The sequence below is a fragment of the Roseobacter ponti genome, from assembly GCF_012932215.1.
In the GTDB taxonomy this organism is placed as follows: Bacteria; Pseudomonadota; Alphaproteobacteria; order Rhodobacterales; family Rhodobacteraceae; genus Roseobacter; species Roseobacter ponti.
On the sequence record NZ_CP048788.1, the window covers coordinates 2,593,915 to 2,618,284 of the forward strand.

Annotated in this window: 23 protein-coding genes and 2 riboswitches; of the genes, 9 read left to right on the forward strand and 14 right to left on the reverse strand. The window is 64.0% G+C overall.

What is annotated here, in order from left to right:
* The first annotated feature begins 9 nt into the window (after positions 1-9).
* The 6 genes from G3256_RS12315 (at position 10) to G3256_RS12340 (ending at position 7,095) form a co-directional block, all read left to right on the forward strand.
* Positions 10-1,089: an ABC transporter ATP-binding protein gene (locus G3256_RS12315; RefSeq protein WP_169641102.1), complete on the forward strand. Its 1,080-nt coding sequence runs from the start codon at positions 10-12 to the stop codon at positions 1,087-1,089.
* 4 nt (positions 1,090-1,093) lie between these two features.
* On the forward strand, positions 1,094-2,005 hold the full coding sequence (locus tag G3256_RS12320; RefSeq protein ID WP_169641103.1) for an ABC transporter permease: 912 nt from the start codon (positions 1,094-1,096) through the stop codon (positions 2,003-2,005).
* Positions 1,998-2,804: an ABC transporter permease gene (locus tag G3256_RS12325; RefSeq protein ID WP_169641104.1), complete on the forward strand. Its 807-nt coding sequence runs from the start codon at positions 1,998-2,000 to the stop codon at positions 2,802-2,804. Before G3256_RS12320 ends, G3256_RS12325 begins: the two co-directional genes overlap by 8 nt.
* Before the next feature lie 33 nt (positions 2,805-2,837).
* Positions 2,838-3,863, forward strand: coding sequence for an ABC transporter substrate-binding protein (locus G3256_RS12330; protein WP_169641105.1), 1,026 nt, complete (start codon positions 2,838-2,840; stop codon positions 3,861-3,863).
* A gap of 57 nt (positions 3,864-3,920) precedes the next feature.
* Positions 3,921-5,606, forward strand: coding sequence for an amidohydrolase (locus tag G3256_RS12335; RefSeq protein ID WP_169641106.1), 1,686 nt, complete (start codon positions 3,921-3,923; stop codon positions 5,604-5,606).
* Positions 5,607-5,709: 103 nt separating this feature from the next.
* Positions 5,710-7,095 (forward strand): amidase family protein, encoded by a 1,386-nt coding sequence (locus tag G3256_RS12340; RefSeq protein WP_169641107.1) that lies wholly within the window; start codon positions 5,710-5,712, stop codon positions 7,093-7,095.
* 6 nt (positions 7,096-7,101) lie between these two features.
* Here G3256_RS12340 and cobF read toward each other — a convergent pair whose 3' ends face one another.
* From cobF to cbiE, 7 genes are all read right to left on the reverse strand, one after another.
* Entirely contained in the window at positions 7,102-7,860 is a 759-nt protein-coding gene (gene cobF / locus G3256_RS12345; protein WP_169641108.1) for a precorrin-6A synthase (deacetylating), read from the reverse strand.
* A 61-nt stretch (positions 7,861-7,921) separates the two neighbouring features.
* Positions 7,922-8,599 (reverse strand): energy-coupling factor ABC transporter permease, encoded by a 678-nt coding sequence (locus tag G3256_RS12350; RefSeq protein WP_169641109.1) that lies wholly within the window; start codon positions 8,597-8,599, stop codon positions 7,922-7,924.
* Positions 8,600-8,654: 55 nt separating this feature from the next.
* Positions 8,655-8,838, reverse strand: a riboswitch (cobalamin riboswitch).
* 35 nt (positions 8,839-8,873) lie between these two features.
* On the reverse strand, positions 8,874-9,593 hold the full coding sequence (cobA, locus tag G3256_RS12355; RefSeq protein ID WP_169641110.1) for a uroporphyrinogen-III C-methyltransferase: 720 nt from the start codon (positions 9,591-9,593) through the stop codon (positions 8,874-8,876).
* The gene (locus G3256_RS12360) at positions 9,590-10,909 is read right to left on the reverse strand and encodes a cobyrinic acid a,c-diamide synthase CobB (protein ID WP_169641111.1); all 1,320 of its coding nucleotides are present in this window, start codon (positions 10,907-10,909) and stop codon (positions 9,590-9,592) included. Before G3256_RS12360 ends, cobA begins: the two co-directional genes overlap by 4 nt.
* On the reverse strand, positions 10,902-11,696 hold the full coding sequence (gene cobM, locus G3256_RS12365; protein ID WP_169641112.1) for a precorrin-4 C(11)-methyltransferase: 795 nt from the start codon (positions 11,694-11,696) through the stop codon (positions 10,902-10,904). Before cobM ends, G3256_RS12360 begins: the two co-directional genes overlap by 8 nt.
* Positions 11,693-12,061 (reverse strand): cobalamin biosynthesis protein, encoded by a 369-nt coding sequence (locus G3256_RS12370; RefSeq protein WP_169641113.1) that lies wholly within the window; start codon positions 12,059-12,061, stop codon positions 11,693-11,695. The genes cobM and G3256_RS12370 overlap by 4 nt, the downstream gene beginning before the upstream one ends.
* Positions 12,058-13,269 carry a precorrin-6y C5,15-methyltransferase (decarboxylating) subunit CbiE gene (gene cbiE / locus G3256_RS12375; RefSeq protein WP_169641114.1) on the reverse strand — a complete coding sequence of 404 codons (1,212 nt, stop codon included), beginning with the start codon at positions 13,267-13,269 and terminating at the stop codon, positions 12,058-12,060. Before cbiE ends, G3256_RS12370 begins: the two co-directional genes overlap by 4 nt.
* Between cbiE and G3256_RS12380 the strand changes: the two genes are divergently transcribed.
* Positions 13,268-14,023 (forward strand): cobalt-precorrin-6A reductase, encoded by a 756-nt coding sequence (locus G3256_RS12380; protein WP_169641115.1) that lies wholly within the window; start codon positions 13,268-13,270, stop codon positions 14,021-14,023. The genes cbiE and G3256_RS12380 overlap by 2 nt on opposite strands.
* Here G3256_RS12380 and cobJ read toward each other — a convergent pair.
* From cobJ to G3256_RS12415, 7 genes are read right to left on the reverse strand one after another with little or no spacing between them, the layout of a single operon-like run.
* Positions 13,996-14,748, reverse strand: a complete 753-nt coding sequence (gene cobJ, locus G3256_RS12385) for a precorrin-3B C(17)-methyltransferase (protein WP_169641116.1) — start codon at positions 14,746-14,748, stop codon at positions 13,996-13,998. The genes G3256_RS12380 and cobJ overlap by 28 nt on opposite strands.
* The gene (gene cobI, locus G3256_RS12390; protein ID WP_169641117.1) at positions 14,745-15,473 is read right to left on the reverse strand and encodes a precorrin-2 C(20)-methyltransferase; all 729 of its coding nucleotides are present in this window, start codon (positions 15,471-15,473) and stop codon (positions 14,745-14,747) included. The genes cobJ and cobI overlap by 4 nt, the downstream gene beginning before the upstream one ends.
* Entirely contained in the window at positions 15,470-16,099 is a 630-nt protein-coding gene (locus tag G3256_RS12395) for a precorrin-8X methylmutase (protein WP_169641118.1), read from the reverse strand. The genes cobI and G3256_RS12395 overlap by 4 nt, the downstream gene beginning before the upstream one ends.
* A 6-nt stretch (positions 16,100-16,105) precedes the next feature.
* Positions 16,106-17,236, reverse strand: a complete 1,131-nt coding sequence (gene cobG / locus G3256_RS12400) for a precorrin-3B synthase (protein ID WP_206040734.1) — start codon at positions 17,234-17,236, stop codon at positions 16,106-16,108.
* Complete coding sequence (cobN, locus tag G3256_RS12405; protein ID WP_169641119.1) at positions 17,233-20,538, reverse strand: cobaltochelatase subunit CobN; 3,306 nt, start codon at positions 20,536-20,538, stop codon at positions 17,233-17,235. Before cobN ends, cobG begins: the two co-directional genes overlap by 4 nt.
* 6 nt (positions 20,539-20,544) lie before the next feature.
* Complete coding sequence (gene cobW, locus G3256_RS12410; RefSeq protein ID WP_169641120.1) at positions 20,545-21,603, reverse strand: cobalamin biosynthesis protein CobW; 1,059 nt, start codon at positions 21,601-21,603, stop codon at positions 20,545-20,547.
* Complete coding sequence (locus tag G3256_RS12415; RefSeq protein ID WP_169641121.1) at positions 21,603-21,971, reverse strand: DUF1636 family protein; 369 nt, start codon at positions 21,969-21,971, stop codon at positions 21,603-21,605. The genes cobW and G3256_RS12415 overlap by 1 nt, the downstream gene beginning before the upstream one ends.
* A gap of 92 nt (positions 21,972-22,063) precedes the next feature.
* Positions 22,064-22,273, reverse strand: a riboswitch (cobalamin riboswitch).
* A 38-nt stretch (positions 22,274-22,311) separates the two neighbouring features.
* On the opposite strand from G3256_RS12415, the gene cobO reads away from it, so the two are divergent.
* Positions 22,312-22,923 (forward strand): cob(I)yrinic acid a,c-diamide adenosyltransferase, encoded by a 612-nt coding sequence (gene cobO / locus G3256_RS12420; RefSeq protein WP_169641122.1) that lies wholly within the window; start codon positions 22,312-22,314, stop codon positions 22,921-22,923.
* 11 nt (positions 22,924-22,934) lie between these two features.
* Positions 22,935-24,368 (forward strand): cobyric acid synthase, encoded by a 1,434-nt coding sequence (locus G3256_RS12425; RefSeq protein ID WP_169641123.1) that lies wholly within the window; start codon positions 22,935-22,937, stop codon positions 24,366-24,368.
* Positions 24,369-24,370: the final 2 nt, after the last annotated feature.

The window sequence follows — 24,370 nt, forward strand, 5'->3', positions numbered from 1 at the left end:
GCTAATGACGTGACACCTGCGATCAGTGCGCGCGATCTGCGCAAAGTCTATCCTGGCGACCCGCCCGTTGTGGCGCTCGACGGGGTGAGCATAGACATCAGAGACAATGAGTTCTTTACCCTGCTGGGTCCTTCGGGCTGCGGAAAGACAACACTTTTGCGCATGATTGCGGGCTTTGAACACCCTACCGCAGGCACGCTGTCGATGCATGGCGACAATCTGCTCGACAGCCCGCCGCACAAGCGCCCGGTGAACACGGTCTTTCAGAGCTATGCGCTTTTCCCGCATCTGACTGTGGCACAAAACATCAGCTTTGGTCTGGAGATGCTGGGTAAACCGGCGGATGAGATCAAAGCGACAGTGGATGAGATGCTGGCGCTGGTGAAGATGGAGGCGATGGCCGACCGCCAGACCAGTCAGATCTCCGGGGGTCAGCAGCAGCGCGTGGCGCTGGCCCGTGCGCTGGCGCCGCGCCCCCGGGTGCTGCTCCTGGATGAGCCGCTCAGTGCCCTGGATTTCAAGCTGCGCAAGGAAATGCAGCTTGAACTCAAACGGTTGCAGACCGAGACCGGCATTACCTTTATCTTCGTCACCCATGATCAGGAAGAAGCGCTGACCATGTCGGACCGCATTGCGGTGATGAATGCAGGCTCCGTGCGCCAGATCGGGCGGCCGCGTGATATCTATGACCACCCCGCCGAGCGGTTCGTGGCCGATTTCATCGGCGATACCAATTTTCTCGCCGGCGAGATTGTCTCGACGGAAAACGGCCATGCTGAGGTGCGGTTGACGTCGGGCAAAACCGTGCCCGCCCCCGCACCGGAAGAGACACAGAGCGGGCGCAAAATCACACTCGCCGTGAGGCCCGAGCACGCGGGCATCAGCGCGGGCAGTGACGGGCTGCTGAGCGGGGATCTGCGCGAGGTCGTCTACTTCGGCACAGACACCCATTTTCACGTGGCCCTCGATGATGGCACGGCCTTTGTGGTGCGCCGCCAGAACCGGCCTGATGTGGCCTCCGATCTGCAGGCCGGCGCCCGTGTCAGCGTGGATTTCCCGCCGCTGACGGGCCAGGTTCTGCGGGACTGATGCGATGAGCGATCTCTCCTCAGCCGCCGATAAACTTGCCCGGCGCACCCGCTGGCTGCTGCTGACGCCGGCGCTGGTGATCCTGGTCTTTGCTGCGAGCGGTCCGCTGCTGATCACGCTGGTCTATTCTTTTCTGACGGCGGGTGCCTACGGCGGCGTGGAATGGCAGTTCTCCTGGGATGCCTGGTTCAACGTGGTTTTCGAGCGGGATATCTTTGAGGATACGCTGGGGTTTTCCGACGCGCATCTGAGCATCTTCTGGCGCTCGGTCAAACTCTCGCTGATGACGACGCTCTTTTGCATATTCTTCGGCTTTCCAACCGCTTACTTCATCGCGACGCGTCCGAAAAAGCAACGCGATCTGTGGATGCTGCTGATCATCATCCCGTTCTGGACCAACCTGCTGATCCGCACCTTTGCCGTGGTCGAGCTCATCCGCAACGAAGGTACGGTTAACACGGTACTGATCGCTCTGGGCATTATCGATGAACCGATACAGATGCTGTTCACCGAATTCGCGATCCTGGTGGGCATGGTCTATGTCTATCTGCCGCTGATGGTGCTGCCGCTTTATGCCTCGATGGAGCGGCTGGATTTCAGCCTTGTTGAGGCAGGATATGACCTCTATGCGAACCGCCTGAAGGTGCTGCGCCGGGTGATCCTGCCGCTGGTGAAACCGGGGGTGATCGCGGGCTCCATCCTCGTCTTTGTACCCTCGCTCGGGGCCTATGTGACGCCGCGCGTGATGGGCGGCGGCAACCAGCTGATGATCGGTAATCTGATCGAACTGCAGTTCGGTCAGGGCCGAAACTGGCCCCTCGGGGCGGCACTGTCGATCACATTGCTGGCGATCGTGATGATCGCGCTGATGGTCTACGTGCGCACCGCGGGTGAGGACGAGGTGCGTCATGGCTGAGCGCGCGGGTTTCAGCATCCACCGCCAGCCGGGCTTCACCGCCATTGCGATGCTGTGTTTTGTGCTGCTCTATCTGCCGATCATCCTGCTGGTCATCTATTCGTTTAACGCCGGCACGTCGATCGCGATCTGGGAAGGATTCAGCTGGCGCTGGTATCAGTCTGCCTGGGAAAACGAGCAGGTGCAGGAAGCCACGGTGCGCAGCCTTGTGATCGCGCTCTGGGCCTCGGTGATCTCCACCTCTGTGGCGGTGCTGGCAGCGCTTGCCACCACGCGCACCCGAAAATTCAAAGGCCAGTCGGCAGTTTTCGCAATGATCAACCAGCCGCTGATGGTGCCCGAGATTGTGACCGCCGTGGCGCTGCTGATCTTCTTTGCGATGATCAAGGTCGCCACCGGTTACACCGGGCTGATGTATCTCATCATCGCGCATTCGGCCTTTTGCATTCCCTTTGCCTATCTGCCGATCCGCGCGCGCCTGCAGGGCATGGATCTGTCACTGGAACAGGCCGCAGCCGATCTTTATGCTACGCCCTTCCAGGTCTTCCGGCGTATAACCCTGCCGCAGCTCTGGCCCGGCATTCTTGCCGGCGCTATGCTGGCTTTTGTGATCTCGCTTGATGATGTGGTCATCACGGAGTTTGTGAAATCCGCAGGCCAGGATACGCTGCCCACCTATATGCTCGGCCAGCTGCGCCGCGTGGTGACACCCGAGGTCAACGCCATCTCCACGGCATTGCTCGCCATTTCGGTTGTGATGGTCATCGCCTTTACCGTGCTGAGCAAAATGAAGAACTGAACGAAACAACAAAAAACCAACAGGAGTACAAGAATGAAAAAGGCACTTATAACCACCGCGCTTACGCTGGGCTTTGTGACGCCCGCGCTCGCTGAGGGAGAGCTCAACATCTATAACTGGGGCAACTACACCAGCCCTGAGATGATCGAAAAGTTTGAGGCCGAGACCGGCATCAAGGTGACGATCACCGATTACGACAGCAACGACACTGCCCTTGCCAAGATCAAAGCCGGTGGCCACGGGTTTGATATCGTTGTGCCCTCCGGCACCTACATCCCGATTTTCGTGGGCGAAGGCCTGCTGATGGAATCCAACCCCAACGAGATGGAAAACTTCAAAAACATGGACCCGCAGTGGATCGATGTGGAATTCGATCCGGGCCGGAAATACACCGTGCCATGGCAGTGGGGCACCGTCGGGGTGACCGTGAACACCGCCGTTTATGACGGCGACATCAACACCGCCGCTGTGGTATTTGACCCGCCCGAAGAGCTCAAAGGCAAGATCAACGTGGTTCCTGAGATGAACGACGTGATGGGCATGGCAATCCACTATGTCGGTGGTGATCAGTGCACAGCCGACAAAGAGGTGCTCAAGCAGGTCCGCGACGTTCTGCAGGCCGCCAAACCCAACTGGCTGTCGATGGATTACGGCAACATCGAGAAATACGCCAAGGGTGACCTTGCCGCCGGTGTGAACTGGAACGGTGCGTCTTTCCGCGCGCGCAACCAGAACAAGGACATCGCTTTTGGCTATCCGCAGGAGGGCTTCCCCGTGTGGATGGACAACGCGGCCATCCTGTCGGACGCCCAGAACGTGGAAGAGGCCAAGACCTTCCTCAACTTTATCATGGCGCCTGAGAATGCGGCGATGCTGTCGTCCTTTGCGCGCTATGCCAACGGCATCAAAGGCTCCGAGGAATTCATGCCCGACGACATGAAGACCGCGCCCGAAGTGGTTGTGCCGGACGATCTCAAAGCGGCGGCCTATGTGGCTAAAACCTGCCCGCCTGAGGCGACCAAGCTTTACACCGCCATCTGGACCGAGCTTCAGAAGTAAACAGCCTGCGGCCCTGCCCGAAGCGCGGGGCCGCACACCACTATGGAGACGTCAAATATGACCAGCGCCCCCGATATCGTGGTCCTCAACGGGGCCCTGATCACATTTGACGACGCGAAGCCGGGCGGTGAGGCCCTGGCCATCACCGGCAATACAATCGCGGCGGTCGGCAGCAACGATGAGATCCGCGCTATGGCCGGGCCGCAGACGCGGGTGATCGATGCAAAGGGTGCAACCGTGCTGCCCGGGTTTATCGACAGCCATGTGCATCTTTTCGGTGGCTCGTTCGAGCTCAGCTGTCTGAACCTTTACGGCGTGCACGGACGCGATGAGATGGCAGAGAAAATCCGCCCCTTTGCTGCGGCAAACCCCGACGACAGGCTCATTTTCTGCGTCATGGCCGATTATGCGATCCTCGGCACGGGCAAAAACCTCACCCGTCACGACCTCGATACTATCCTGCCCGACCGGCCTCTGGCGATGTTTGCGCCTGATCACCATACCGCTTGGGCCAATACCCCGGCGCTGGAAGCTGCCGGCCTGTTGCAGGGCGGCGAGGTTGATGCCGGATCAGAGATCGTCATGGGCGAGGATGGCCTTGCCAGCGGCGAGCTGCTGGAGCCCGGGGCCTACGGCCCGATCCTTGCGCTGACAAACCACGGCGGGCGCGAGATGACGGGTCTCGTGACCGGTCGCGATCCTTTACCCACACCCTCTGAGGCCGAGCGGGCCGCCGACAGGGATGTGATTGCTGCAGGCCTCAGGCACTGCGCGAAACAGGGTATTACCGGACTGCACTGCATGGACGGCAACCGCTATCAGCTGGAACTGCTGAGCGATCTGGAACGCGAGGGCCGCCTGCACTGCCGCGTGGCCGTGCCCTTTCATCTCAAAGGCACTGACCAGGTTGAGCGTCTCACCGAAGAAACCGTCTCAATGCACGCCGATTACACCGGCGAAAAGGTCTGGTGCAGCCATGTGAAGATGTTCATCGACGGTGTGGTCGAAAGTGGCACCGCACTGATGCTCGAACCCTACCCCGGACCGATGGGGGCGAACGGGAATGCGGGCGATGAGGTCTTTACTCAAGAGCACTTCGTGGCCGCCTGTGTCGAAGCGGACCGGCTCGGGTTTCAGATCGCCGTGCATGCCATCGGCGATGCCGGTGTGCGCCGCACCATCGATGCGTATGAGACTGCGCTGAAAACCAACGGCAAACGCGACAGCCGGCACCGGATCGAACATCTTGAGGTAATGCATACAGACGATATCCCGCGCCTTGCCGAACTGGATATCGTGGCCTCGATTCAGCCCGGGCACTCGCCAAAGGGGCATATTTTCCCGCCCACCGGCGTCAGCAAGTACCTGCATGACCACCAGATCCCCGGGGCTTATGCCACACAGGACATCCGCGAAGCCGGTGCGAGGGTCGTCTTTTCGACCGACTGGCCGGTGATGCCCGTCGATGTGATGCCCAATATCAAAGCCGCGATTGCACCGCTGGACATGGGTGAAAAATGGCGCGACCAGACGCAGAGCCTGACCGATACGCTGGCAAGCTATACCCGCGACAACGCCTGGGTGGAGTTCCGCGAAGATCGCAAGGGGCGTCTCAGACCAGGCATGCTGGCCGATGTGGTGGTGATGGACCGTGATCTCACGGCGCTGGCCCCTGAGGATATCACTGAGGCCGCAGCACAGGTCACCATCTGTGACGGCGAGATCACCTGGGAGCGTGGCTGAACAGAGCGCCTCACGGGAACAAGCGCCTGCCTGCCGGCCCGCCACAGCAACCGACATCTGCGGACCTGAGGCGCGCCGCCCGTCAACAGCGAAGGACACCCACATGACAGACCTTTTCCGCCAGTCCGCCGCCACGCTGGCCCGCATGATCAGAGAAAAGACCGTCTCGGCGGTTGAGGTCGCGCAGGCGCATATCGACCGCACGGACGCGGTAAACCCGGGGATCAACGCGGTGGTGCAGGATGCCCGGGACGAGGCTCTGATGACCGCCCGCGCTATCGACACAGAGATTGCAGCGGGAGAGGATCCGGGGCTTCTTGCGGGCGTGCCCTGCACGACCAAGGTCAATGTGGATCAGCAGGGCTTTGCCACCACCAACGGCCTGACGCTGCTCAAAGATGCCGTGGCGGCGGAGGACAGCCCTGTGATCGCAAATCTGCGCAAAGCGGGCGGCGTGATCACGGGGCGCACGAATACACCTGCTTTCTCGCTGCGGTGGTTCACAAAAAATAACCTGTACGGCCAGACGCTGAACCCGCGCAATCACGCTATCACGCCGGGTGGCTCCTCTGGCGGGGCGGCGGCGGCGGTGGCCAGCGGCATCTGTGCAGTGGCCCATGGCACGGATATCGCGGGGTCGGTGCGCTATCCGGCTTACGCCTGCGGGATACACGGTCTGCGACCGACCTTCGGGCGGGTGCCGACTTTTAACGCCACGGGCGGGGACCGGTTTATCGGTGCGCAGCTGATGGCCGTCTCAGGGCCGCTGGCGCGCACCATCGAAGACATCGGGCTTGCCTTTGCCGCCATGTCCGCCCCGGATCCGCGCGATCCCTGGCATGTGCCGGTCAGCCATGCGCCGCAACCCTTTAAGAAAACCGCGGCCCTGACGCCGGCCCCGGACGGGATGCCTGTGGCCAGGGAGGTGACAGCGGCGGTGCAGGCCGCAGCACAGGCACTTGAAGCGAAGGGCTGGACGGTCGAAGAAGTCCCCTGCCCGCCGATGCGCGAGGCCGCCCGCATCAATGCAACGCTGTGGATGGCCGAAACCCGGTTCGCCGCAGAGACCATGATCCGCGATGAAGGCGACCAGGATGCGCAAACCGTGTTTGAGTTCATGCGCCGGGATGCAGAGCCCGCTGATCTCGAGGCCGTTATGAAGGCGCTGCAGCGCCGCGCGGGGCTGGTCCGTGAATGGGCGCTCTTTTTTCAGAAGTATCCTCTGCTCCTCTGCCCTGTCTCTGGCGAGCTGCCGTTCGATCAGCAGTCCGACGTGCGTTCGGAGGAAGACTTTTACCGCATTTTTGAGGCGCAGCTGACCCAGCGCGGGTTGCCTTCACTGGGCGTGCCGGCACTGTCCGTGGCAACCGGCATGGCGGGCGACAGACCCGTGGGTGTGCAGCTTGTGAGCGACCGGTTCCGTGAGGATATTCTGCTTGCGGCGGGCGCAGTCATTGAGGCGGCCCATCCGCCGCTGCCGGTGATCTGAGCCGGCTCAGACTGCGGGGACCCCGTCGGGCAGGCGGCGCAGCAGATAGGTATCCATGATCCAGCCGTGCTCTGCACGTGCCGCCGCCCGACGCTCAACAATACGGGTTGAAACGTCGCGCAGTCTCCCGTGTTCAGTAATCTGTTCCGGCATGCCGAGAAACGCACCCCACCAGATGTCAAAGCCGTCCTGGTCGAGATGCTGAAACCCCGCCTCCCCGTCGAGCATCACCACCAGCGTCTCCGCCCCCGCGGGCCAGCCGTGATCGCGAAGACGCCGGCCGGTTGTGATCTCCACCGGACCGTTCACGGTGTTAAGCGGGATGGCATGGGCGGCCGTCAGCGCCTGAATTGCGGTGATGCCCGGCACCACCCGCAGCACGGGTGCAGGATCCAGCCGCGCCGCGATGCGCATGGTGCTGTCGTAAAGCGACGGGTCCCCCCAGACGAGCAGCGCCACCGGCCCCTCCGGCGGGCGCTCAGCAAGGGCTGCCTGCCAGCGGCGGGCAATCTCGTCGTGCCAGGCGGAAACACGGATCTGATAGGGCAGCGCCGGGTCCCGCTCGGGATAATCAAAACGCACAAGCCGGGCGGTGGATCCGCTGTCGCGGATCAGACGGGTGCGGATCCCCGCGAGATCATCTTTGCCCGGGCCCTTTTGCGGCAGAAGGATCACCGCCGCCTTCCGCAAGGCATCGCGCCCCTCAAAGGTCAGATGCGCGAGGCTGCCCGTGCCGATACCGATGAGCCAGAGGTGCCCGATCACTGCGGTTTCCCAAAAAAAAGGCCCGGACCTGACGACAGGTCCGGGCCGGATGGTTCAGCGCTTATGCGCCTGCGTAAAGGCGCGGCGTGAAAAGACCGCCCAGAGAGGTTGTACGCAGCTTTTTCGCTGCCGCCAGGACCGCCAGATCTGCCAGAGGCTCAATCAGAACGACCAGCATGTAGGCGCCACCAAAGGCACCAACTGCCGCGAATGTTTCAGCACCCACGCCCTGGCCGTAAAACGCCCAGAACGCGACCCATGCCACAACGCCGCCCTGGTAGACCGCGGACATTTTCAGAACGTCCGAATAGGCAAGATCAACATAGGCCCGGTCCCGCGGGATATAACGTCGCGCCAGCGCATCGACCGCAAAGAGCGGCACCAGAACCGTCGTCAGATTCACAAAGAACATCGGCAGATCGGTCGGCGCGAGGAATGTGCCCTGGATCAGCAGGCCCAACGCCAGGCCAAGGGCCGCAGGAGCTGCACCAAGCAGCAGGAAGAGCGTCGTTCCAAGGATAAAGTGTACTTCGGAAATCCCGGCCGGGAAGTGCGGCAGGACCTCGAAAAAGGCGAAAACACCGACCGTTGCCAGCACCGTGCGGGCGGCGAAAGACGCAATGTTGCTTTTGGCCAGATCGCCCATGACGAGTTTGGCGGAATAGCCCGCCGCACCGGCGGCTGTGCCATACGCCAGCACCATTTTTGCGCCGTCAACGACGCCCGGTTCGATATGCATTGATAGTCCCTTTCATGTGACTGCCCCTCCGGCAGCGGGTGCCCACTTTCGTGAGCAGGATTTCGTTAGTACGGCAGGTCTCCTGACTTGCGTGTCGCAGCGCGCCGGTCCTTCCCGGATTTGGTTTCCCAGTGGTTCTTTCCGTCGCGCTCTCCGCTTACAGTTGCGGGGGCAGTCCGGGAGTTTCACCCGGTTCCCTGTTCAGCCACAGATGTGACACCGTAGCCTGACAGTACGGTATGTCAGAAAGACCGCACAAGTTAAAAAACGACCCTCACGGTTCTGCCAGCGGCCCATACAGGATCAGCGCGGGGTTTGTGCCGGTCCCGGCTTCGAGTTTAGCGGCCAGTGCCGCGATATCGGTGCGGGTTATCTGCTGATCGGGGGTGCTGACGTTCTCGGCGAGAATCGCCGGCGTCCCAGGCGGCAGGCCCCTGGCGATCAGGGCCCGCGCCAGTTGCGGGAATGTGCGTTTGCCCATGAAGACCACGGTGCAGGCCGCCGGATCCGCAAGGGCGTCGAGGTTGAGATCGGCGGGCAGATTGCCGGTGACATCATGCCCGGTGAAGTACTGAACCCGTCGCGCGGTCATCCGGCGCGTGAGCGGAATACCAGCGGCGGCGGCGGCGGCGTTGGCGGAAGGTACGCCCGGGATGATCTCATAGGGGATCCCGGCGTCGCGCAGCGCGTCGAGTTCCTCTTCGAGCCGCCCGAAGAGACCGCCATCGCCGGATTTCAACCGTACGACACGCTGGTCAATACGCGCATAATCCACCAGCAGCCGGCTGACGTGATGTTGTTTGGGCGAGGCGCGCCCGGCCCGCTTGCCGACGCCCACCAGATCAGCGTCCCGGTGCGCATAGCCGAGGATCGGCCCTGAGGAAAGATCGTCGAAAAGCACCGCATCCGCGCGTTTCAGGCGGTCCACTGCCTTCAGGGTCAGAAGCTCCGGATCGCCGGGGCCGGAGCCTACAAAGCTCACAAAACCGGTCATGCGGTCTCCTCGGCGGTGATCAGGTGAAAGAATGTGCCCGTCACACGTCCCCGGCGCGAACCTGTTTCGGGGACCGGGTTGCCGTCTGCGTCCGCGACCTCCGCGAGGGCGTCGTCGGGCTGCTCCAGGATGCTGGAATAATGGAACTCATGCCCGCGCAACCGCGACCCCGCCGCATGCCCCGGCAGGTCCGCGAGAAGCCGTGCCTGCCGGTATCCCAGATGGAATTTGCGCTTTTCATAGCTGGTCACAAGCCCCAGCAGGCCGGTCATTTCGTGGCGCTGGCCGTCCTTGTCGATGAGGCCGGCGCCCAGAACCATATAGCCACCGCATTCGCCGTGTACCGGGCGTGTCTGCGCATGTGAATGCAGGCCCGCGCGGAAACCTGCAGCGGCGGCAATGCGGCCGGCGTGCAGCTCCGGATACCCCCCCGGCAGCCATACCAGATCGGCGTCCCGGTCAGGTGCTTCGTCCGCAAGCGGGGAGAACGGCAGAACCTCGGCCCCTGCCGCGCGCCAGCCTTCGACCAGATGCGGGTAGGTAAAGGAAAAGGCCGCATCCTGTGCAAGTGCGATGCGCTGAGCGGGTGGTTTCGGCAGCGGCGCCGTGCTCTGCCCGCCCGGCGCTCCGCGCGCCGCCCCCCGGATGGCTGCAAGATCAACATGCCCGCGCAGGAAAGCGGCATAGCCCGCGATCGCGGCTTCCAGATCGGGGTGCTCCACCGCCTGAATGAGCCCGAGGTGACGCTCGGGCAGCGCCAGGTCCCCGCGTCGCGGCAGCGCACCCAGCACCGTCAGGCCCGCCTTTTCCATGCCCAGCCGCGCCAGGCGTTCGTGTCGAGGAGAGGCCACGCGGTTCAGGATCACACCGGCAAATGGCAGATCCGGATTATAGGCCTGAAAGCCCAGGGCGGCGGCGGCGGCTGACTGTGCCTGACCGCTGACATCGACGACCAGAATGACGGGCCAGCCCATGCGCGCGGCGGTCTCGGCACTGCTGCCAAAGCCGCTCTGACCACGCGTGGCAACGCCGTCATAAAGCCCCATGGACCCTTCCGCGATACAGATGTCCGCGCCTGTCGCGCGCGCGGCAATCGCACCAAGCAACTGCCCGCCCATGGCCCAGGTATCGATGTTGAAAGAAGCCCTCCCGCTGGCCGCACGATGAAACGCCGGATCAATGTAATCCGGCCCGGATTTAAAGGGCTGGACCACCATGCCGTCCTCTGCCAGCGCACGCAGAAGGCCCAGCATCACGGTGGTCTTGCCTGTGCCGGAGGCCGGCGCGGACACGAGAAGGCCGGGGATATCAGTCATCGCCGTGGCTCCAGCCGGCCCAGGGGCTCTGAGCCGATTGCGGCCGGTAGCGCCGGTCGTAATCGGTTGCATAAAGGCAGGATTCGTCAAAGCCCTCGCCTTCCAGTGCGCGTCCGACAAGAATAAGGGCCGTGCGGGTGATGCCGCTGTCGACGCGGTCTGCGATATCGGCCAGCGTGCCGCGGATGATGCGCTCATCCGGCCAGCTTGCGCGCCAGACAATGGCCACGGGGCAGTCCGCGCCGTAAGACGGGGTGAGTTCTTTGACCACACGGTCGAGGTTCTGCACCGACAGATGCAGGGCCAGCGTGGCGCCGGTGGCCGCGAAGTTCTGCAGTGTTTCGCCTGCGGGCATGGTCGAGGCGCGGCCCTGCGTGCGGGTCAGCACAACCGATTGCGCCAGCCCCGGCAGCGTCAGTTCCGCACCCAGCGTTGCGGCGGCAGCGGCAAAGGACGGCACGCCAGGCGTGACAGATACCGGGATGCCTTCCGCACGCAGACGCCGCAGTTGTTCGCCCATCGCGGACCACACCGACAGATCCCCCGAATGCAGCCGCGCCACATCCTCGCCAGCGTCATGGGCGCGGCGCATCTCGGCGATAATGGCGTGAAGATCCATGTCGGCGGTGTTCACCACCCGGGCGCCTTCAGGACAATGGCCCAGCACTGCTTCGGGCACCAGCGATCCTGCATAGAGGCAGACCGGACAGGCAGCGATCAGGTCGCGCCCCCTCAGGGTCAGCAGATCGGGCGCCCCCGGTCCCGCGCCGATGAAATGGACTGTCATATCGTTTCTCCGATTGCAAAAGCGCAGGTTGCCATCCGGTCGTCCGACACCGCGCGCGGGCCGCAAAGCCGGGCGCCGGGTCCTGCGGCGGCCAGCGCTGCCGCCTCGGCGACACTGCCGGTGCCCCGGGCTGCCCGGGACGGCGCCGACTGTGTGACAGTCGGTTGCGCCGCAAGCTGATCTGCCGCGACTGCGATGATGCGCAATCCGGTCTCCGTGGCGAGATCCCTGAGGGCGGTGCTGTCGCATTTTTCAGCGGCAGTCGCCAGCGCTGTGGCAGTCTTCCCTGCTGATGCGCGCTCAAAAGCGCTGCGCAGGCTTTGCGCACTGGCGCCCGTGCGGAACCCGAGACCCGCGACGATCATAGCGCCACACTCCACTGCACCAGCGGATAAGCCGCCTTCCATCCCGTCCTCTTACCCAGCGGTGCGGCGCGCGACATCTCGAACCGCAACAGCGTACCGCCACGGGCGGCATGTGCGCGTACCAGTACCGTTTCGCTTTCCAGCGTCACGGCATTGGCAACGATCCGTGTGCCGGGCGCCAGATTGCCGGCAAGCCAGGCCAGCAGATCCTCAGACAGGCCACCGCCGATAAAGACCGCATCCGGCGGCGGCAGACCTGCCAGTGCATCGGGAGCTTCACCGGTGACGATCTGCAGCCGGTCCTGGCCAAGCCGGTCGGCATTGGCACGGATGCGCTCTGATCTGTCGGCGCGCGGCTCTATCGTCGCCGCGGTCAGCGACGGATGCGAGAGCAGCCACTCGATACAGACCGACCCTGACCCGCCGCCGATATCCCACAGGTGCTCACCGTCGCGCGGCGCCAGCGCGGAGAGTGTCAGCGCGCGCACCGGTTGTTTGGTCATGGTGCCGTCGCTTTCGAACCAGTCGTCGGGGCGCCCGGAGGCGCGTGTCAGCACGGCGCCCTCGCCCCGGACACGGATGCCGCAGCATACCGGATGGCTGAAACTGCTGCCGGTGATGGCATGGGCGGTAAGATCGCCGCGCCGCTCGCGCGGGCCGCCCAGTGCCTCAAACACATGCAGATCCGAGGCCCCGAAACCGGCGTCCGTGAGATAACCTGCGATTTCTGTCACAGCCTCGCCGTCGCGCAGCAGAACGATCATCCGCGCGCCGGGCGCCAGTGCCGGGCGCAGCCGCGACAGGGGCGCTGCATGGAGCCCGAAACAGGCGGTGTGCTGCAACGCCCAGCCGAGGCGCGCGGCGGCCAGAGAAAAGGTCGAGGGCCCGGGCAGTGCCGTCCATTCGCCCGCGTCCAGTTCTTTGCAGACCGTACTGCCCGCACCGAACCAGAAGGGATCACCCGAGGCCAGCACCACGACGCGCCGCCGACGCAGGCTCAGAAGCACCGGCACACCAGCGCTGAAGGGCACAGGCCAGGCGATCTGTTCCGCTGCGAGATCCGGCAGCAGCGCCAGATGACGCGGCGGCCCCATGATAATCTCTGCGGCCTTCAGCGCGGCAAGACTTGCACCCGACAGCCCGTCCGGCGCATCTTCGCCCAGACCAATGATCGTCAGCCAGGGAGCATCAGGCGTGGTATCAGACATGGCACCCAACCTGCTCATTCTCGGCGGGACCACCGGGGCGACAGCGCTGGCCCGCGCGCTGAGCGAGGCGGACATCGCCGGCACGGTATCGCTTGCCGGACGTGTGGCCCGTCCGGTGCGCCAGGCCCTGCCCCTGCGCAGCGGCGGTTTCGGCGGTGCTGAAGGCCTCAGGCAATACCTGCACGACCACGCTGTTACCCATGTCGTCGATGCCACACACCCCTTTGCCGCACAGATGAGCCGCAATGCCGTCGCAGCCTGTACTGCAGCGAAGGTGCCGCTGATTGCGCTGACCCGCCCGCCCTGGTCGCCCGGCGATGGTGACCGCTGGGAGCATGTTCCGGATATCGCGGCCGCAGTCGCAGCCCTTCAGGTCCCTGCCCGCCGGGTCATGCTTGCCGTCGGGCGTATGCATCTGGCCGAATTTGCTCCGAACCCACAGCATTTTTACCTGTTGCGACTCGTGGACCCGCCCGATGCCGAACTGCCCTTTCCCGACTGTGAGGTCATCCTCGACCGGGGTCCCTTTACGGTCGAGGGCGATCTTGCGCTGATGCGTGAGCACCGGATCGACCTGGTGGTGTCCAAGAACTCCGGCGGTACCGGCGCCAGCGCCAAACTCACGGCAGCACGGCAGCTGGGCCTGCCCGTACTTATGATCGACCGTCCGCCCCTGCCTCTGCGGCGCGAGGCATACAGCCCCGAAGAGGTGATCGCCTGGCTGGCTCATTCGGGCACCGATCTGGGCGTATAGACCACCGGTGCCCCGGTGGGATCAATCACCCGGGTGCCGGATGCGCCCACGATCACAACCGTGCGCATATCCGCCATCTCCGGACGGGTCTGTGACAGGGGCACGACACGGATCTGCTCCTCCGCGGTCGAGACCGCCCGGGCGAAGATCACCGGCCTGTCGTCACCGCAGGCCTGTTTGAGCAGGTCCAGCGCGCGCCCGAACCCTTCGGGCCGGGATTTTGAACGCGGATTGTAGAACGCCATGGCGAAATCGCCCTCAACCGCAAGCCGCAGGCGCTTTTCGATGAGCGCCCAGGGTTTGAGGTTGTCGCTGAGGTTGATCGCACAGAAGTCATGCCCCAGCGGCGCACCGGCCCGAGCGGCGGCGGCCAGCATCGCTGTAATGCCGGGCAGAACCTCGATCTGTGTCTTACTCCAGGTCGCGCCGCCGGCCTCAACAGCCTCGTAAACCGCTGCTGCCATTGCAAAAACACCCGGGTCACCTGAGGAAACGATCACCACCCGCCGGCCTGCAGCGGCCATCTCAAGCGCATGGCGCGCCCGGTCCAGTTCAACCCGGTTGTCGCTGGGATGCAGGCGCAGCCCCGGGCGCGCGCTGACCCGTGCCACATAGGGGATATAGCCCACGACGTCCGTCGCCTCTGCCAGCGCCGCCGTCACCTGAGGTGTCACCAGATCAGGGTCACCGGGACCCAGGCCCGCAATTTTCACCCACCCGTTCATGGTCTGCGGCCCTGACCATGCACGATCACGATCGAGAAATACGGGGTCACTTTTTCACCGGTCTCGCTCAGCTTCTGCACGGTCTGGCCCGGCATGCTGGCATATTCAACCAGCCATGCGTTCTCATAGCGGCCTGCACTTTGCAGAGCGCGGCGCACCTTGCCGATATTGCGACCGATTTTCATGATCACAATCGCATCGGCGGCCTTCATGTGCCGCACCAGTTCGTTTTCGGGCAGTGTGCCCATGAGCGTGCTCAGTACATCGTCACCCCAGGTCACCGGCTGGTCCGTCGCGGTCCAGGCCGCGGACATTCCGGTAATCGCAGGCACTACGACAACCTGAACCACTTCCTTAAGACGGCTGTGTAAGTGCATGAAAGAGCCATAGAAAAACGGATCCCCCTCACAGAGAACAACAACGTCCTGACCGCTCTCCGCGAGGGCCCTGAGCTGCGCGGTGCAATCAGCATAAAAGGCCGAGAGGATTTCATTATACCGCGGATCCGAGAGCGGGATTTCGGTTGTGACCGGGTACTCCATCGCGATCTCTGCGGCACCTTCGGGGATCAGGTCCTGTGCAATCCTGCGCGCCTGTCCTGGCCGTCCGGCCTTGCGGAAATAGGCAACGTGCTGCGCACCTGTCAGCAGCCGGTGCGCGCGCAGGGTCATCAGATCCGTATCTCCGGGGCCGAGCCCGACACCATAGATCGTACCGAAGTTCATTCCGCACGGCTCGCGATAGCGTTGATCGCGGCCACGGTGATGGCGCTCCCGCCGAGGCGCCCCTCAACGATGCAGCAGGGCACCGGTTGGTCCGCCCAGAGCGCATCTTTGCTTTCGCGCGCGCCGACAAAGCCGACCGGGCAGCCGATAATCGCCGCCGGGCGCGGGCAGTCGGGGTCTTCCAGCATGTTGAGAAGGTGAAAGAGGGCTGTGGGGGCATTGCCGATCGCAACCAGAGCGCCTGCAAGATGCGGACGCCAGAGCTCCAGCGCCGCTGCCGAACGCGTGTTGGACATCTCTGCCGCCAGGTCGCGCACTCTCTCGTCATGCAACGTGCAGATCACCTCGTTTCCGGCAGGCAGGCGCGCGCGGGTGACGCCTTCGCTGACCATGCGTGCATCACACAGGACGGGCGCGCCCGCTGCGAGTGCCGCACGGGCCGCCCGGGCGAAATCCGGCGACAGGCGCACATGGTGCTCAAGACCCACCATGCCGGCGGCATGGATCATGCGCACGACAACGGGCTCTTCGTCGGGGGTAAATCCGTTCAGATCAGCCTCGGCCCGGATCATGGCAAAGGACTGTCGGTAAATCTCAGCCCCGTTGGTTTCGTATGTATATGTCATTGTCCCTCAATCGCGCCCGGCTGCCGGCAGATCATCCGGCGCGATCCCCCTGCGCAGGGGCGTATCCCCTGCCCGCCCGTCTTTGACAAGGTCAAAGCGGCCGTCGCGCCCCACCAGCGTGATATCTGCTGCCCGCGCCCGTGCGCAGCCCTTGGCGCAGCCCGACACATGCAGCGTGCCTGGGATGTTCCCGGCAAGCCTGCGGGCCAGTGCACGCGTCTCGACGCTGCCCTGCAGACACGCAGGCGCCCCCGGGCAGGCATCGACCCGCAGGAGCGGATCGGCAGGATCCGTTATAAACGCCGGATGATCCGGTACGGTATCACCGGCAAAGAGAAATGCCCGCCAGGGCGTGACGCGCACTGCGCGGATGTCATTGGCATTTATGCTGTCCCTGAGATCGCGCGCACGGATCTGTCCGAATGCAACGCCGGCCAGAGTGCCCTGCGCGCCGGTGCCAACCTGTGCGGGACCTGCGGGCGGTGTTGCCGGAACCTCGCACCAGGCGGCGGGCAGTTCACGCGTGGCGCAAAGAGGGGCCATCCGGCGCAGATCCGGTGTCTGATGCGCACAGAACCACTGCGCCATCCTGATCAGCGCATCCACGGCGGTTTCCGGTGTCACCCGAAGGCCGCGACACATGCCGTCTGCACGCAGAATGAGGCCGCTTGCACCTGTCTCAAAGCGGAAATCGGCAGGGTCCTCTGTCAGAACAGGTGCTGCACCCGCATCGACAGCGATCCCCACCTTGGCCGGCAGATCAGGCAGGTCACCCAGTCGTGCAAGTACCGCCCGGGCCAGCTGACCGGTCGTATCCCCCTCCTGCCAGAACGGGCTCACAAGCAGGTTGCGCCTGCGTTCCGATGCAGGGTCGACATCCAGCAGCCCGATATCGTGCAGACCCTGCAGCAGATCCTCATGGCCCTCCCGGGACACGCCGCGGATCTGCAGGTTTGCCCGGCTTGTCAGATCGATAAAGCCATTGCCATAGTGGTCAGCAAGATCGCAAAGCCCCAGCACCTGGGCCAGGGAAAGCTCTGCCAGAACGGGGCGCACGCGAACAACCAGACCGTCGCCCGAGGCCATGGGCCGCCATGCACCGGGGCACCAGCCTCTGACCTGGGGCACGGCGATCATTCTGCAGCTCCCATTTCGGCCAGCACCGAGTTGCGCCGCGTCTGCCACAAACCAGCCTCCAGAAGGGCCGCAAACCGCGCCTGCATGGCCGCATGGGCCTCAGGATTTGCATCGCGCAGAAAGGCGTCTGTGGCCGGATCGCCCAGGGTGGCGTCGTGATAAAGGTCAAAGAGATGTGCCGGTACGGCGGCGGCCAGGTGCGCGAAAGAGGCCATGTGATCAAGGGTGGAGGCGATTTCCGCGGCGCCGCGGAAACCGTGGCTCTTCATGCCGGCGATCCAGCCCGGATGCGCCGCGCGGGCCTGGACCACGCGCGCAATTTCCTCGGTCAGCCCCCGGGCCCTGGGGCGCGCAGGGTCGGTATTGTCGAGGTGATAAAGAGTGGCCTGCCCGCCGGCGACGGCCTGGGCTGCGGCAAAACCCGCCTCGTGGGTCGCGTAATCGCCCGCCAGCAGCAGATCGGTTTCCGGGAGATCCTGCAGGTGCACAAAGCTGTCGGCGGCCCCGACAAGGGCGCGGATACCCTCGTTGTCTTCCCGCGCGGCATCGCCATCCAGCGCCCATGAACTGGCCCGCAGCCAGGCCTCTCCGGCGCGTTGCCGGGCGGTGTCGGTGTACTGGTCAACTGCGTCGCCCATCCCGAGCCCGAACTGGCCGGGCGCCGGGCCGTAGACCCGCGCGAGATCGGCGCGGCCCGCATAGGGGTTCCAGTCGGGTGCTTCATCGCGCGCGGCCAGTGCCCGCACGGCCTGACCGAAAAGCGCCGACAACGTCGGGAAAACATCGCGGAAAAGCCCGGAGACACGCAGTGTCACATCTATGCGCGGACGTTCAAGCTCGGTGACAGGCAGCACCTCAATGCCCGACACCCGCTCAGAGCCCGCATCCCAGACCGGTCTGCAGCCCAGCAGGTGCAGCGCCATGGCAAACTCCTCGCCCGCTGTGCGCATAGTGGCCGAGCCCCAGAGATCGACGATAAGACCCTGCGGCCAGTCGCCTTCTTCCTGCAGGTGGCGGCGGATCAGCTCATCCGCGAGACGCACACCCTGAGCGTAGGCCGCCCGCGTCGGCACCGCCCGGGGATCGGTCGTGAAGAGATTGCGCCCGGTGGGCAGCACATCGCGCCGGCCCCGGTACGGCGAGCCGGACGGCCCCGGCGGTATCCGCCGGCCCGCCAGAGCATCCAGAAGTGATTGCCGTTCAGCGGCGGGCGAGCCTGCGGTTTCTGCCGGCGCGTCCCCCCGGGGCGCACGGCCCCAGATGTGCAGCCCTTCGCCGAACTGGCTTTCCTTGATGTCGCAGACAAAGCGGTCGATCCGCGTGATCGCCTCGGCGCTGCAGGCGGCACGGTCGAGCCCCAGATCCTGCTCCACGCCCTGTACCTGCGCCTCGTCGCGGATATCGCCCTGCAGCCGGTCGCGGCGGCGCGGGTCGAGCCCGTCGGCATTGGAGAACTCGTCGAGCAGCGCCTCCAGACGCGCAAGGCGCTCGGGCGTGCCGCTGTCACGCAGAGGCGGCGGAATATGCCCCAGAGTGACTGCGCCGATCCGCCGTTTGGCCTGGGCCGCCTCACCGGGATCGTTAACGATGAAAGGATAGATGACGGGCAGCGCGCCCGTCAGAGCCTCCGGCCAGCAGGCCGCAGAAAGTGCGACAGATTTGCCGGGCAGCCATTCCAGCGTTCCGTGGGCGCCCACATGCACCAGCGCATCCGCCCGGGACTGCAGCCAGAGATAAAAGGCGACATAGGCGTGGCGCGGCGTGCGTGCCAGATCGTGATAGGTATCATCGCGCGCCTCCGGCGTGTCGCGTTCGGGCTGCAGCGCAACAGTGACATTGCCGCGCGCAAGGGCCGCGAAGCTAAAGGCCGCGCCATCGCAGTCGGGGTCGTCTTCCGGTGCGCCCCAGGCCGTCTGCAGATCCTCGCGCAGTTTCGCGGGCAGGCGCGCGAGGGCCTCTTTGTAGTCAGCAAGGGGCCAGCGCGTGGCACGCGCCAGCAGCGCCTCGTTCAGCGGTCCGTCCGGGCGCGGGGTGTCGTAGCCCGCACCGTGCAGATCATCGAGAATGGCCAGTGCTGAGGCCGGAGCATCGAGGCCCACGGCGTGGCCCATATTCCAGTCCTTGCCGGGATAGGTCGAGAGTACGACGGCGACCCGGCGCGTGGCTTCGGACATGTCGGCAAGGCGCATCCATCCGGTCACACGGTCGGCGATGGCTTCGACCCGGTTGCGCACCGCCTTATGGGCAAAGCGGGAATACTGCAGATGCGGATCGCGCTGGCCTGGCTGTTTGAATGAGGCGACGCCCGCGAGGATCCGTCCGTCTACTTCCGGCAGCACCACATGCATGGCAAGATCCGCGGGCGACAGGCCCCGCTCCGCCTCCCGCCACATCTTTTCAGTGTTCGTCGCCAGCGCCACCTGAAAGACCGGCACGCCGGCCGCATCAAGGGGCGAGGTGCCATCGTTGCCTTTCCCGGAGAAGGCCGTCGCGTTGACGATGGCTGCCGGGCGCAGATGAGCCACCTGCCGGCGCAGCCAGCCTGCAATCTCCGGCGCTTTCAGCGTCGGCGCAAAAAGCGCCGTCACATCGCAGCCCCGTGCCCGGAAGACAGCAAAGAGCGCATGCAGAGGTGCCAGATCAGCGGCCACGAGATAGGAGCGGTAAAACACCACCAGAACACGGGGTTTTCCGGCGAGTGCTGCGGGTTCTGATATCGCAAGAACCGGGCAGCAGGCCCCGGCCTCGGGTGTCCAGGCGCCGACCGGCGGCAGACCTTTGCGGCCCTTTACCGGGCCCGCATAGAGCCCGGCGGCCAGGGCCAGTTGCGCCAGAGCGGCCTGTGCCGCAACCGACCCGCCAGTGCTGCACAGATGCTCCAGCCGGCGCAGGGTCGAAACCGGCAGCGTCGAATAAGCATCAAGGCGGTCGTCAGGCCGGCCATCGCCGGGGATCACCGCCAGAGCAATGCCGTTGCGGTCGGCAAGCGCCCTGATCTGCTGCAACCCGTAGGGCCAGTAGGGTACGCCGCCAATGAGCCGGATAAGAATACCCTTTGCGCCCGAAAGCGTCTTTTCAACATAGGTATCAACCGACAGCGGGTGCTTCAGTGCCACGATACTGGCAAGACGCAGCGTGGGCAGACGCCCCTGCGGACCGCCCCCGGTGTGCCAGGCCTCCGCAAAAGCGCCAAGGTCGGAATCGGACAGCGACAACACCACCAGATCGGCAGGGTCCTGCCCCGGATCCATCGGCGTTTCGGTCTCTTCCAGCCCGTGGCTTTCGCGGAAAACGACATGCATGGCAGGTTACTCTGCAGCCTCCGTCCGGCGCACATCAAGAGCGGCGCGGATCACATCGGTGTTGATGTCATCGTGCTCTGCGATCACCACCAGACGGCCAGCGCGCGCCTCACCCGGCGCCCAGGGACGGTCATACTGGTGGCGCACCCGCGCGCCCACTGCCTGCACCAGCAGCCGCATCGGTTTGCCGGCGACAGCCGCATAGCCTTTGATGCGCAGGATGTTGTTTTCACGGGCAAGTTTCTCAATGGCATGCACGAGATCGGCAGGGTCCGCGATCTCCGGAATATCCACCACGATCGACTCGAAATCCTCGTGATCATGGTCATGCGGGCCGTCGTGATGCGAAGGCCGCGCATCCATGTCGTCTTCCGCGGCGGCTTCCAGCCCCAGAATGATGCGCGGATCAACCATGCCCTCGGCTACCTCGACCACGGGCAGCGGACGGGGCGCCTCGGCGGCGATCACCGCACGCGCTTTTGCGACACCTTCGGGGCCGGCGAGATCCGGTTTCGTGAGCAGGATGATATCCGCACATGAGATCTGATCCTCGAAAACTTCCGACAGCGGGGTTTCGTGATCAATGCTCTCATCGGCCAGACGCTGCGCATCTACAGCGGCCACATTCGGGGCAAAGCGGCCTGCCGCCACGGCCTCGGCGTCGGCCAGAGCAACCACACCGTCCACCGTGATTTTCGAGCGGATATCCGGCCAGTCAAAGGCCTTGAGCAGCGGTTTCGGCAGCGCGAGCCCCGATGTCTCGATCAGAATGTGATCGGGGCGCGGATCAAGCGCCATCAGCGCCTCAATCGTCGGGATGAAATCATCAGCCACCGTGCAGCAGATGCAGCCATTAGCCAGTTCCATGATGTTTTCTGCCGGGCAATCAGGGATCGCGCAGCTTTTGAGGATTTCGCCATCCACGCCTACGTCACCAAACTCATTCACAACGATGGCAAGGCGTTTGCCGCCGGGGTTCTGCATCAGCTGCCGGATCAGGGTGGTTTTACCCGAGCCCAGAAAGCCTGTGATCACAGTCACGGGGAGTTTTGCAAGATCAGCCATTATTCGGTCTCCATTGGCGGGATACGGGCCACGCAGTTTCGTTTGAAGTGTTCAGGACGCTCACGCCAGGGGATCAGCCCGTCCGCTGTGGCATGATAACGGGCCGCACCATCAAGGATCATCTCCGGGTGCGACATCTCATCGACATTTGCGAACACATAGGTCCAGCGGTTGCCGCCGCGCAGCGCCACGGTACAGCCGAAATCGCAGTTCTGCAGGCATTCGACCGGGCGCACGCGCACACCCTCGGGCGCATCCATGGCGCTCAGCTGGTCATAAAGATGCTGGCCTGGGCGTGTTTCCGTCTCCGGCACCTCGCGCCCGCGCCTGCATTTAATGCAGACCAGCATTTCGGTCATATCGTTCATTCCTCTGCCCCTCGCAGTCAGGGAACGGAACACGGGTGGCGAGGAAGACCCTTTGTCAGAGCACACCCCGACACCGGAACACCCCGTCCGGTCAAGTCGTCGTTACGCGGGCAGGTCTCCCGGCTGGCGGATCCCGGTGCGCGATGCACCTGCGGTGGTCACCCTTCCCGGCCCTTGCGGCCAGTGGCGCTGAACACCTTTCCGTTTACGGTCGCGGGGGCGGCTGTGATTGACCGACAAAAAGACGGCTGCACATTCCCTTTTCACCTGTTTACACAGGCACCAGCGTTTCGGCAGTTGCGCCGAATCCCCGAACCTTGTCAAGCAGAGGACGCGGCCCATGAGCGAAGACGTAAACGCCCGCCACGCAGATAAAAGGCGTAAGATCAAAGCGGCGCGCGATAAGATGATGGAAACGAAGACCGAAGAAAAAGGTCTGATCATGGTGCATACAGGTCCGGGCAAAGGCAAATCCTCCTCCGGCTTCGGGATGATCATGCGCTGTATTGCGCACGGGATGCCCTGTGCGGTGGTGCAGTTCATCAAGGGCAACTGGGAGACCGGCGAGAAAACCTTTCTGCGCGAGCGTCACGCAGAAGAGTGCCGCTTTTTCGTATCAGGCGAAGGGTTTACCTGGGAGACCCAGGATCGCGAGCGCGACATTGCAGCGGCTCAGAACGGCTGGACCATCGCCAAAGAGCAGATCCTCGACCCGGATATTCAGTTTGTTATGCTTGATGAGATCAACATCGCCCTGCGCTATGATTACATCGATATCGACGAGGTGGTGGACTTCCTCCTGCACGAAAAACCGCGCATGACGCATGTCTGTCTGACCGGACGCAATGCCAAACCCGAACTTATCGAGGCCGCCGATCTGGTGACTGAGATGACGCTGGTGAAACACCCCTTCCGCGATGGCGTGAAAGCGCAGAAGGGCGTTGAACTCTGAGCCAGGCGCTCATGCTCCAGGGCACCGGCTCGAATGTCGGAAAGTCCATGCTGGTGGCTGGGCTCTGCCGTGCCGCACGGCGTCGCGGTCTGTCGGTGGCGCCGTTCAAGCCGCAGAATATGTCCAACAATGCCGCTGTGACCACCGATGGGGGCGAGATCGGACGCGCGCAGGCGCTGCAGGCGCTGGCCTGCGGGCTGGCGCCGCATACGGATATGAACCCTGTGCTGCTGAAACCCGAGACCGATACGGGCTCGCAGGTGGTGGTGCAGGGCAAGCGCCTGACAACCGTGAAGGCCCGTGAATACGCTGCCCTGAAACCTGATCTGATGGCCCCGGTGCTGGAGAGCTTTAAACGTTTGCGCGCGCGCCATGATCTGGTGCTCGTCGAAGGTGCGGGCAGCCCCGCAGAGGTGAACCTGCGCGCCGGCGACATCGCCAATATGGGCTTTGCGGAAGCTGCCGGCGTGCCGGTCGTGCTCTGCGGAGATATCGACCGGGGCGGTGTGATTGCGCAGATTGCCGGAACAAAGGCTGTTATCAGCCCCGGCGACGCAAAGCTGATAAAGGGTTTCATCATCAACAAGTTCCGTGGCGATCCTGCGCTTTTTGATGAAGGTTACCGGCTTGTCGAAGAGCACACGGGCTGGCCCGGGTTCGGCGTGCTGCCCTGGTTTACCGGCGCCTGGCGCCTGCCTGCCGAAGACGCACTCGATATCGCAAAGGCCCCTGCCGGCTCAGGCGCACATATCGTCTGCCTGCGCCTGTCGCGGATCGCCAACTTCGACGATCTTGATCCGCTGCAACAGGATCCGGCCCTGCGGGTCAGCATGCTGAACCCGGGAGAGGCGCTGCCTGCCGACACCGATCTGGTGATTATCCCCGGCAGCAAGTCCACGCGCGGGGATCTTGCTTTTCTGCGGGCCCAGGGCTGGGACACGGATATCCTTGCGCATTACCGCCGCGGCGGGCGGATACTCGGAATCTGCGGCGGATATCAGATGCTTGGCCGTGTGATCTCGGACCCTGAAGGGATCGAAGGTGCCGCCGGAAGCACCCCGGGCCTGGGGCTGCTGGACATCGATACAGTAATGACCGGCGACAAAAGCCTGACGGAAGTGCGGGCAACACATGCAGGCACGGGCACGGATTTTTCAGGATATGAGATCCACATCGGGCGCTCGGAGGGGCCGGACCGCGCGCGACCCTTTGCCTGTGTGGGTGGCGCGCCGGAGGGAGCCGTTTCCGCAGACGGGCGCATTGCCGGCAGCTATCTGCACGGCATGTTCTCGGACGATGCCTTCCGGCAGGCGTTTCTGGGCACTCAGGGGATCACCGGGACAGCCTTCTCCTATGCGGTGAGCGTTGAGCAGACGCTCGACGCGCTGGCCGATCATATCGAGACGCATCTGAATGTGGACGGGCTCCTCGGCTGCGCGGACTAAGA

Bases quoted from the DNA above. Each gene is read 5' to 3' on its own strand.
- cobM (WP_169641112.1), bottom strand. From the start codon at position 11,696: ATGACAGTCCATTTCATCGGCGCGGGACCGGGGGCGCCCGATCTGCTG.
- G3256_RS12320 (WP_169641103.1), top strand. From the start codon at position 1,094: ATGAGCGATCTCTCCTCAGCCGCCGATAAACTTGCCCGGCGCACCCGC.
- cobO (WP_169641122.1), top strand. From the start codon at position 22,312: ATGAGCGAAGACGTAAACGCCCGCCACGCAGATAAAAGGCGTAAGATC.
- G3256_RS12395 (WP_169641118.1), bottom strand. From the start codon at position 16,099: ATGACATATACATACGAAACCAACGGGGCTGAGATTTACCGACAGTCC.
- cobG (WP_206040734.1), bottom strand. From the start codon at position 17,236: ATGATCGCCGTGCCCCAGGTCAGAGGCTGGTGCCCCGGTGCATGGCGG.
- G3256_RS12350 (WP_169641109.1), bottom strand. From the start codon at position 8,599: ATGCATATCGAACCGGGCGTCGTTGACGGCGCAAAAATGGTGCTGGCG.
- G3256_RS12330 (WP_169641105.1), top strand. From the start codon at position 2,838: ATGAAAAAGGCACTTATAACCACCGCGCTTACGCTGGGCTTTGTGACG.
- cbiE (WP_169641114.1), bottom strand. From the start codon at position 13,269: ATGTCTGATACCACGCCTGATGCTCCCTGGCTGACGATCATTGGTCTG.
- cobW (WP_169641120.1), bottom strand. From the start codon at position 21,603: ATGGCTGATCTTGCAAAACTCCCCGTGACTGTGATCACAGGCTTTCTG.
- cobJ (WP_169641116.1), bottom strand. From the start codon at position 14,748: ATGAACGGGTGGGTGAAAATTGCGGGCCTGGGTCCCGGTGACCCTGAT.
- G3256_RS12335 (WP_169641106.1), top strand. From the start codon at position 3,921: ATGACCAGCGCCCCCGATATCGTGGTCCTCAACGGGGCCCTGATCACA.
- G3256_RS12380 (WP_169641115.1), top strand. From the start codon at position 13,268: ATGGCACCCAACCTGCTCATTCTCGGCGGGACCACCGGGGCGACAGCG.
- G3256_RS12360 (WP_169641111.1), bottom strand. From the start codon at position 10,909: ATGACTGATATCCCCGGCCTTCTCGTGTCCGCGCCGGCCTCCGGCACA.
- G3256_RS12425 (WP_169641123.1), top strand. From the start codon at position 22,935: ATGCTCCAGGGCACCGGCTCGAATGTCGGAAAGTCCATGCTGGTGGCT.
- cobA (WP_169641110.1), bottom strand. From the start codon at position 9,593: ATGACCGGTTTTGTGAGCTTTGTAGGCTCCGGCCCCGGCGATCCGGAG.
- cobN (WP_169641119.1), bottom strand. From the start codon at position 20,538: ATGCATGTCGTTTTCCGCGAAAGCCACGGGCTGGAAGAGACCGAAACG.
- G3256_RS12325 (WP_169641104.1), top strand. From the start codon at position 1,998: ATGGCTGAGCGCGCGGGTTTCAGCATCCACCGCCAGCCGGGCTTCACC.
- G3256_RS12340 (WP_169641107.1), top strand. From the start codon at position 5,710: ATGACAGACCTTTTCCGCCAGTCCGCCGCCACGCTGGCCCGCATGATC.
- cobI (WP_169641117.1), bottom strand. From the start codon at position 15,473: ATGAACTTCGGTACGATCTATGGTGTCGGGCTCGGCCCCGGAGATACG.
- G3256_RS12370 (WP_169641113.1), bottom strand. From the start codon at position 12,061: ATGATCGTCGCGGGTCTCGGGTTCCGCACGGGCGCCAGTGCGCAAAGC.
- G3256_RS12415 (WP_169641121.1), bottom strand. From the start codon at position 21,971: ATGAACGATATGACCGAAATGCTGGTCTGCATTAAATGCAGGCGCGGG.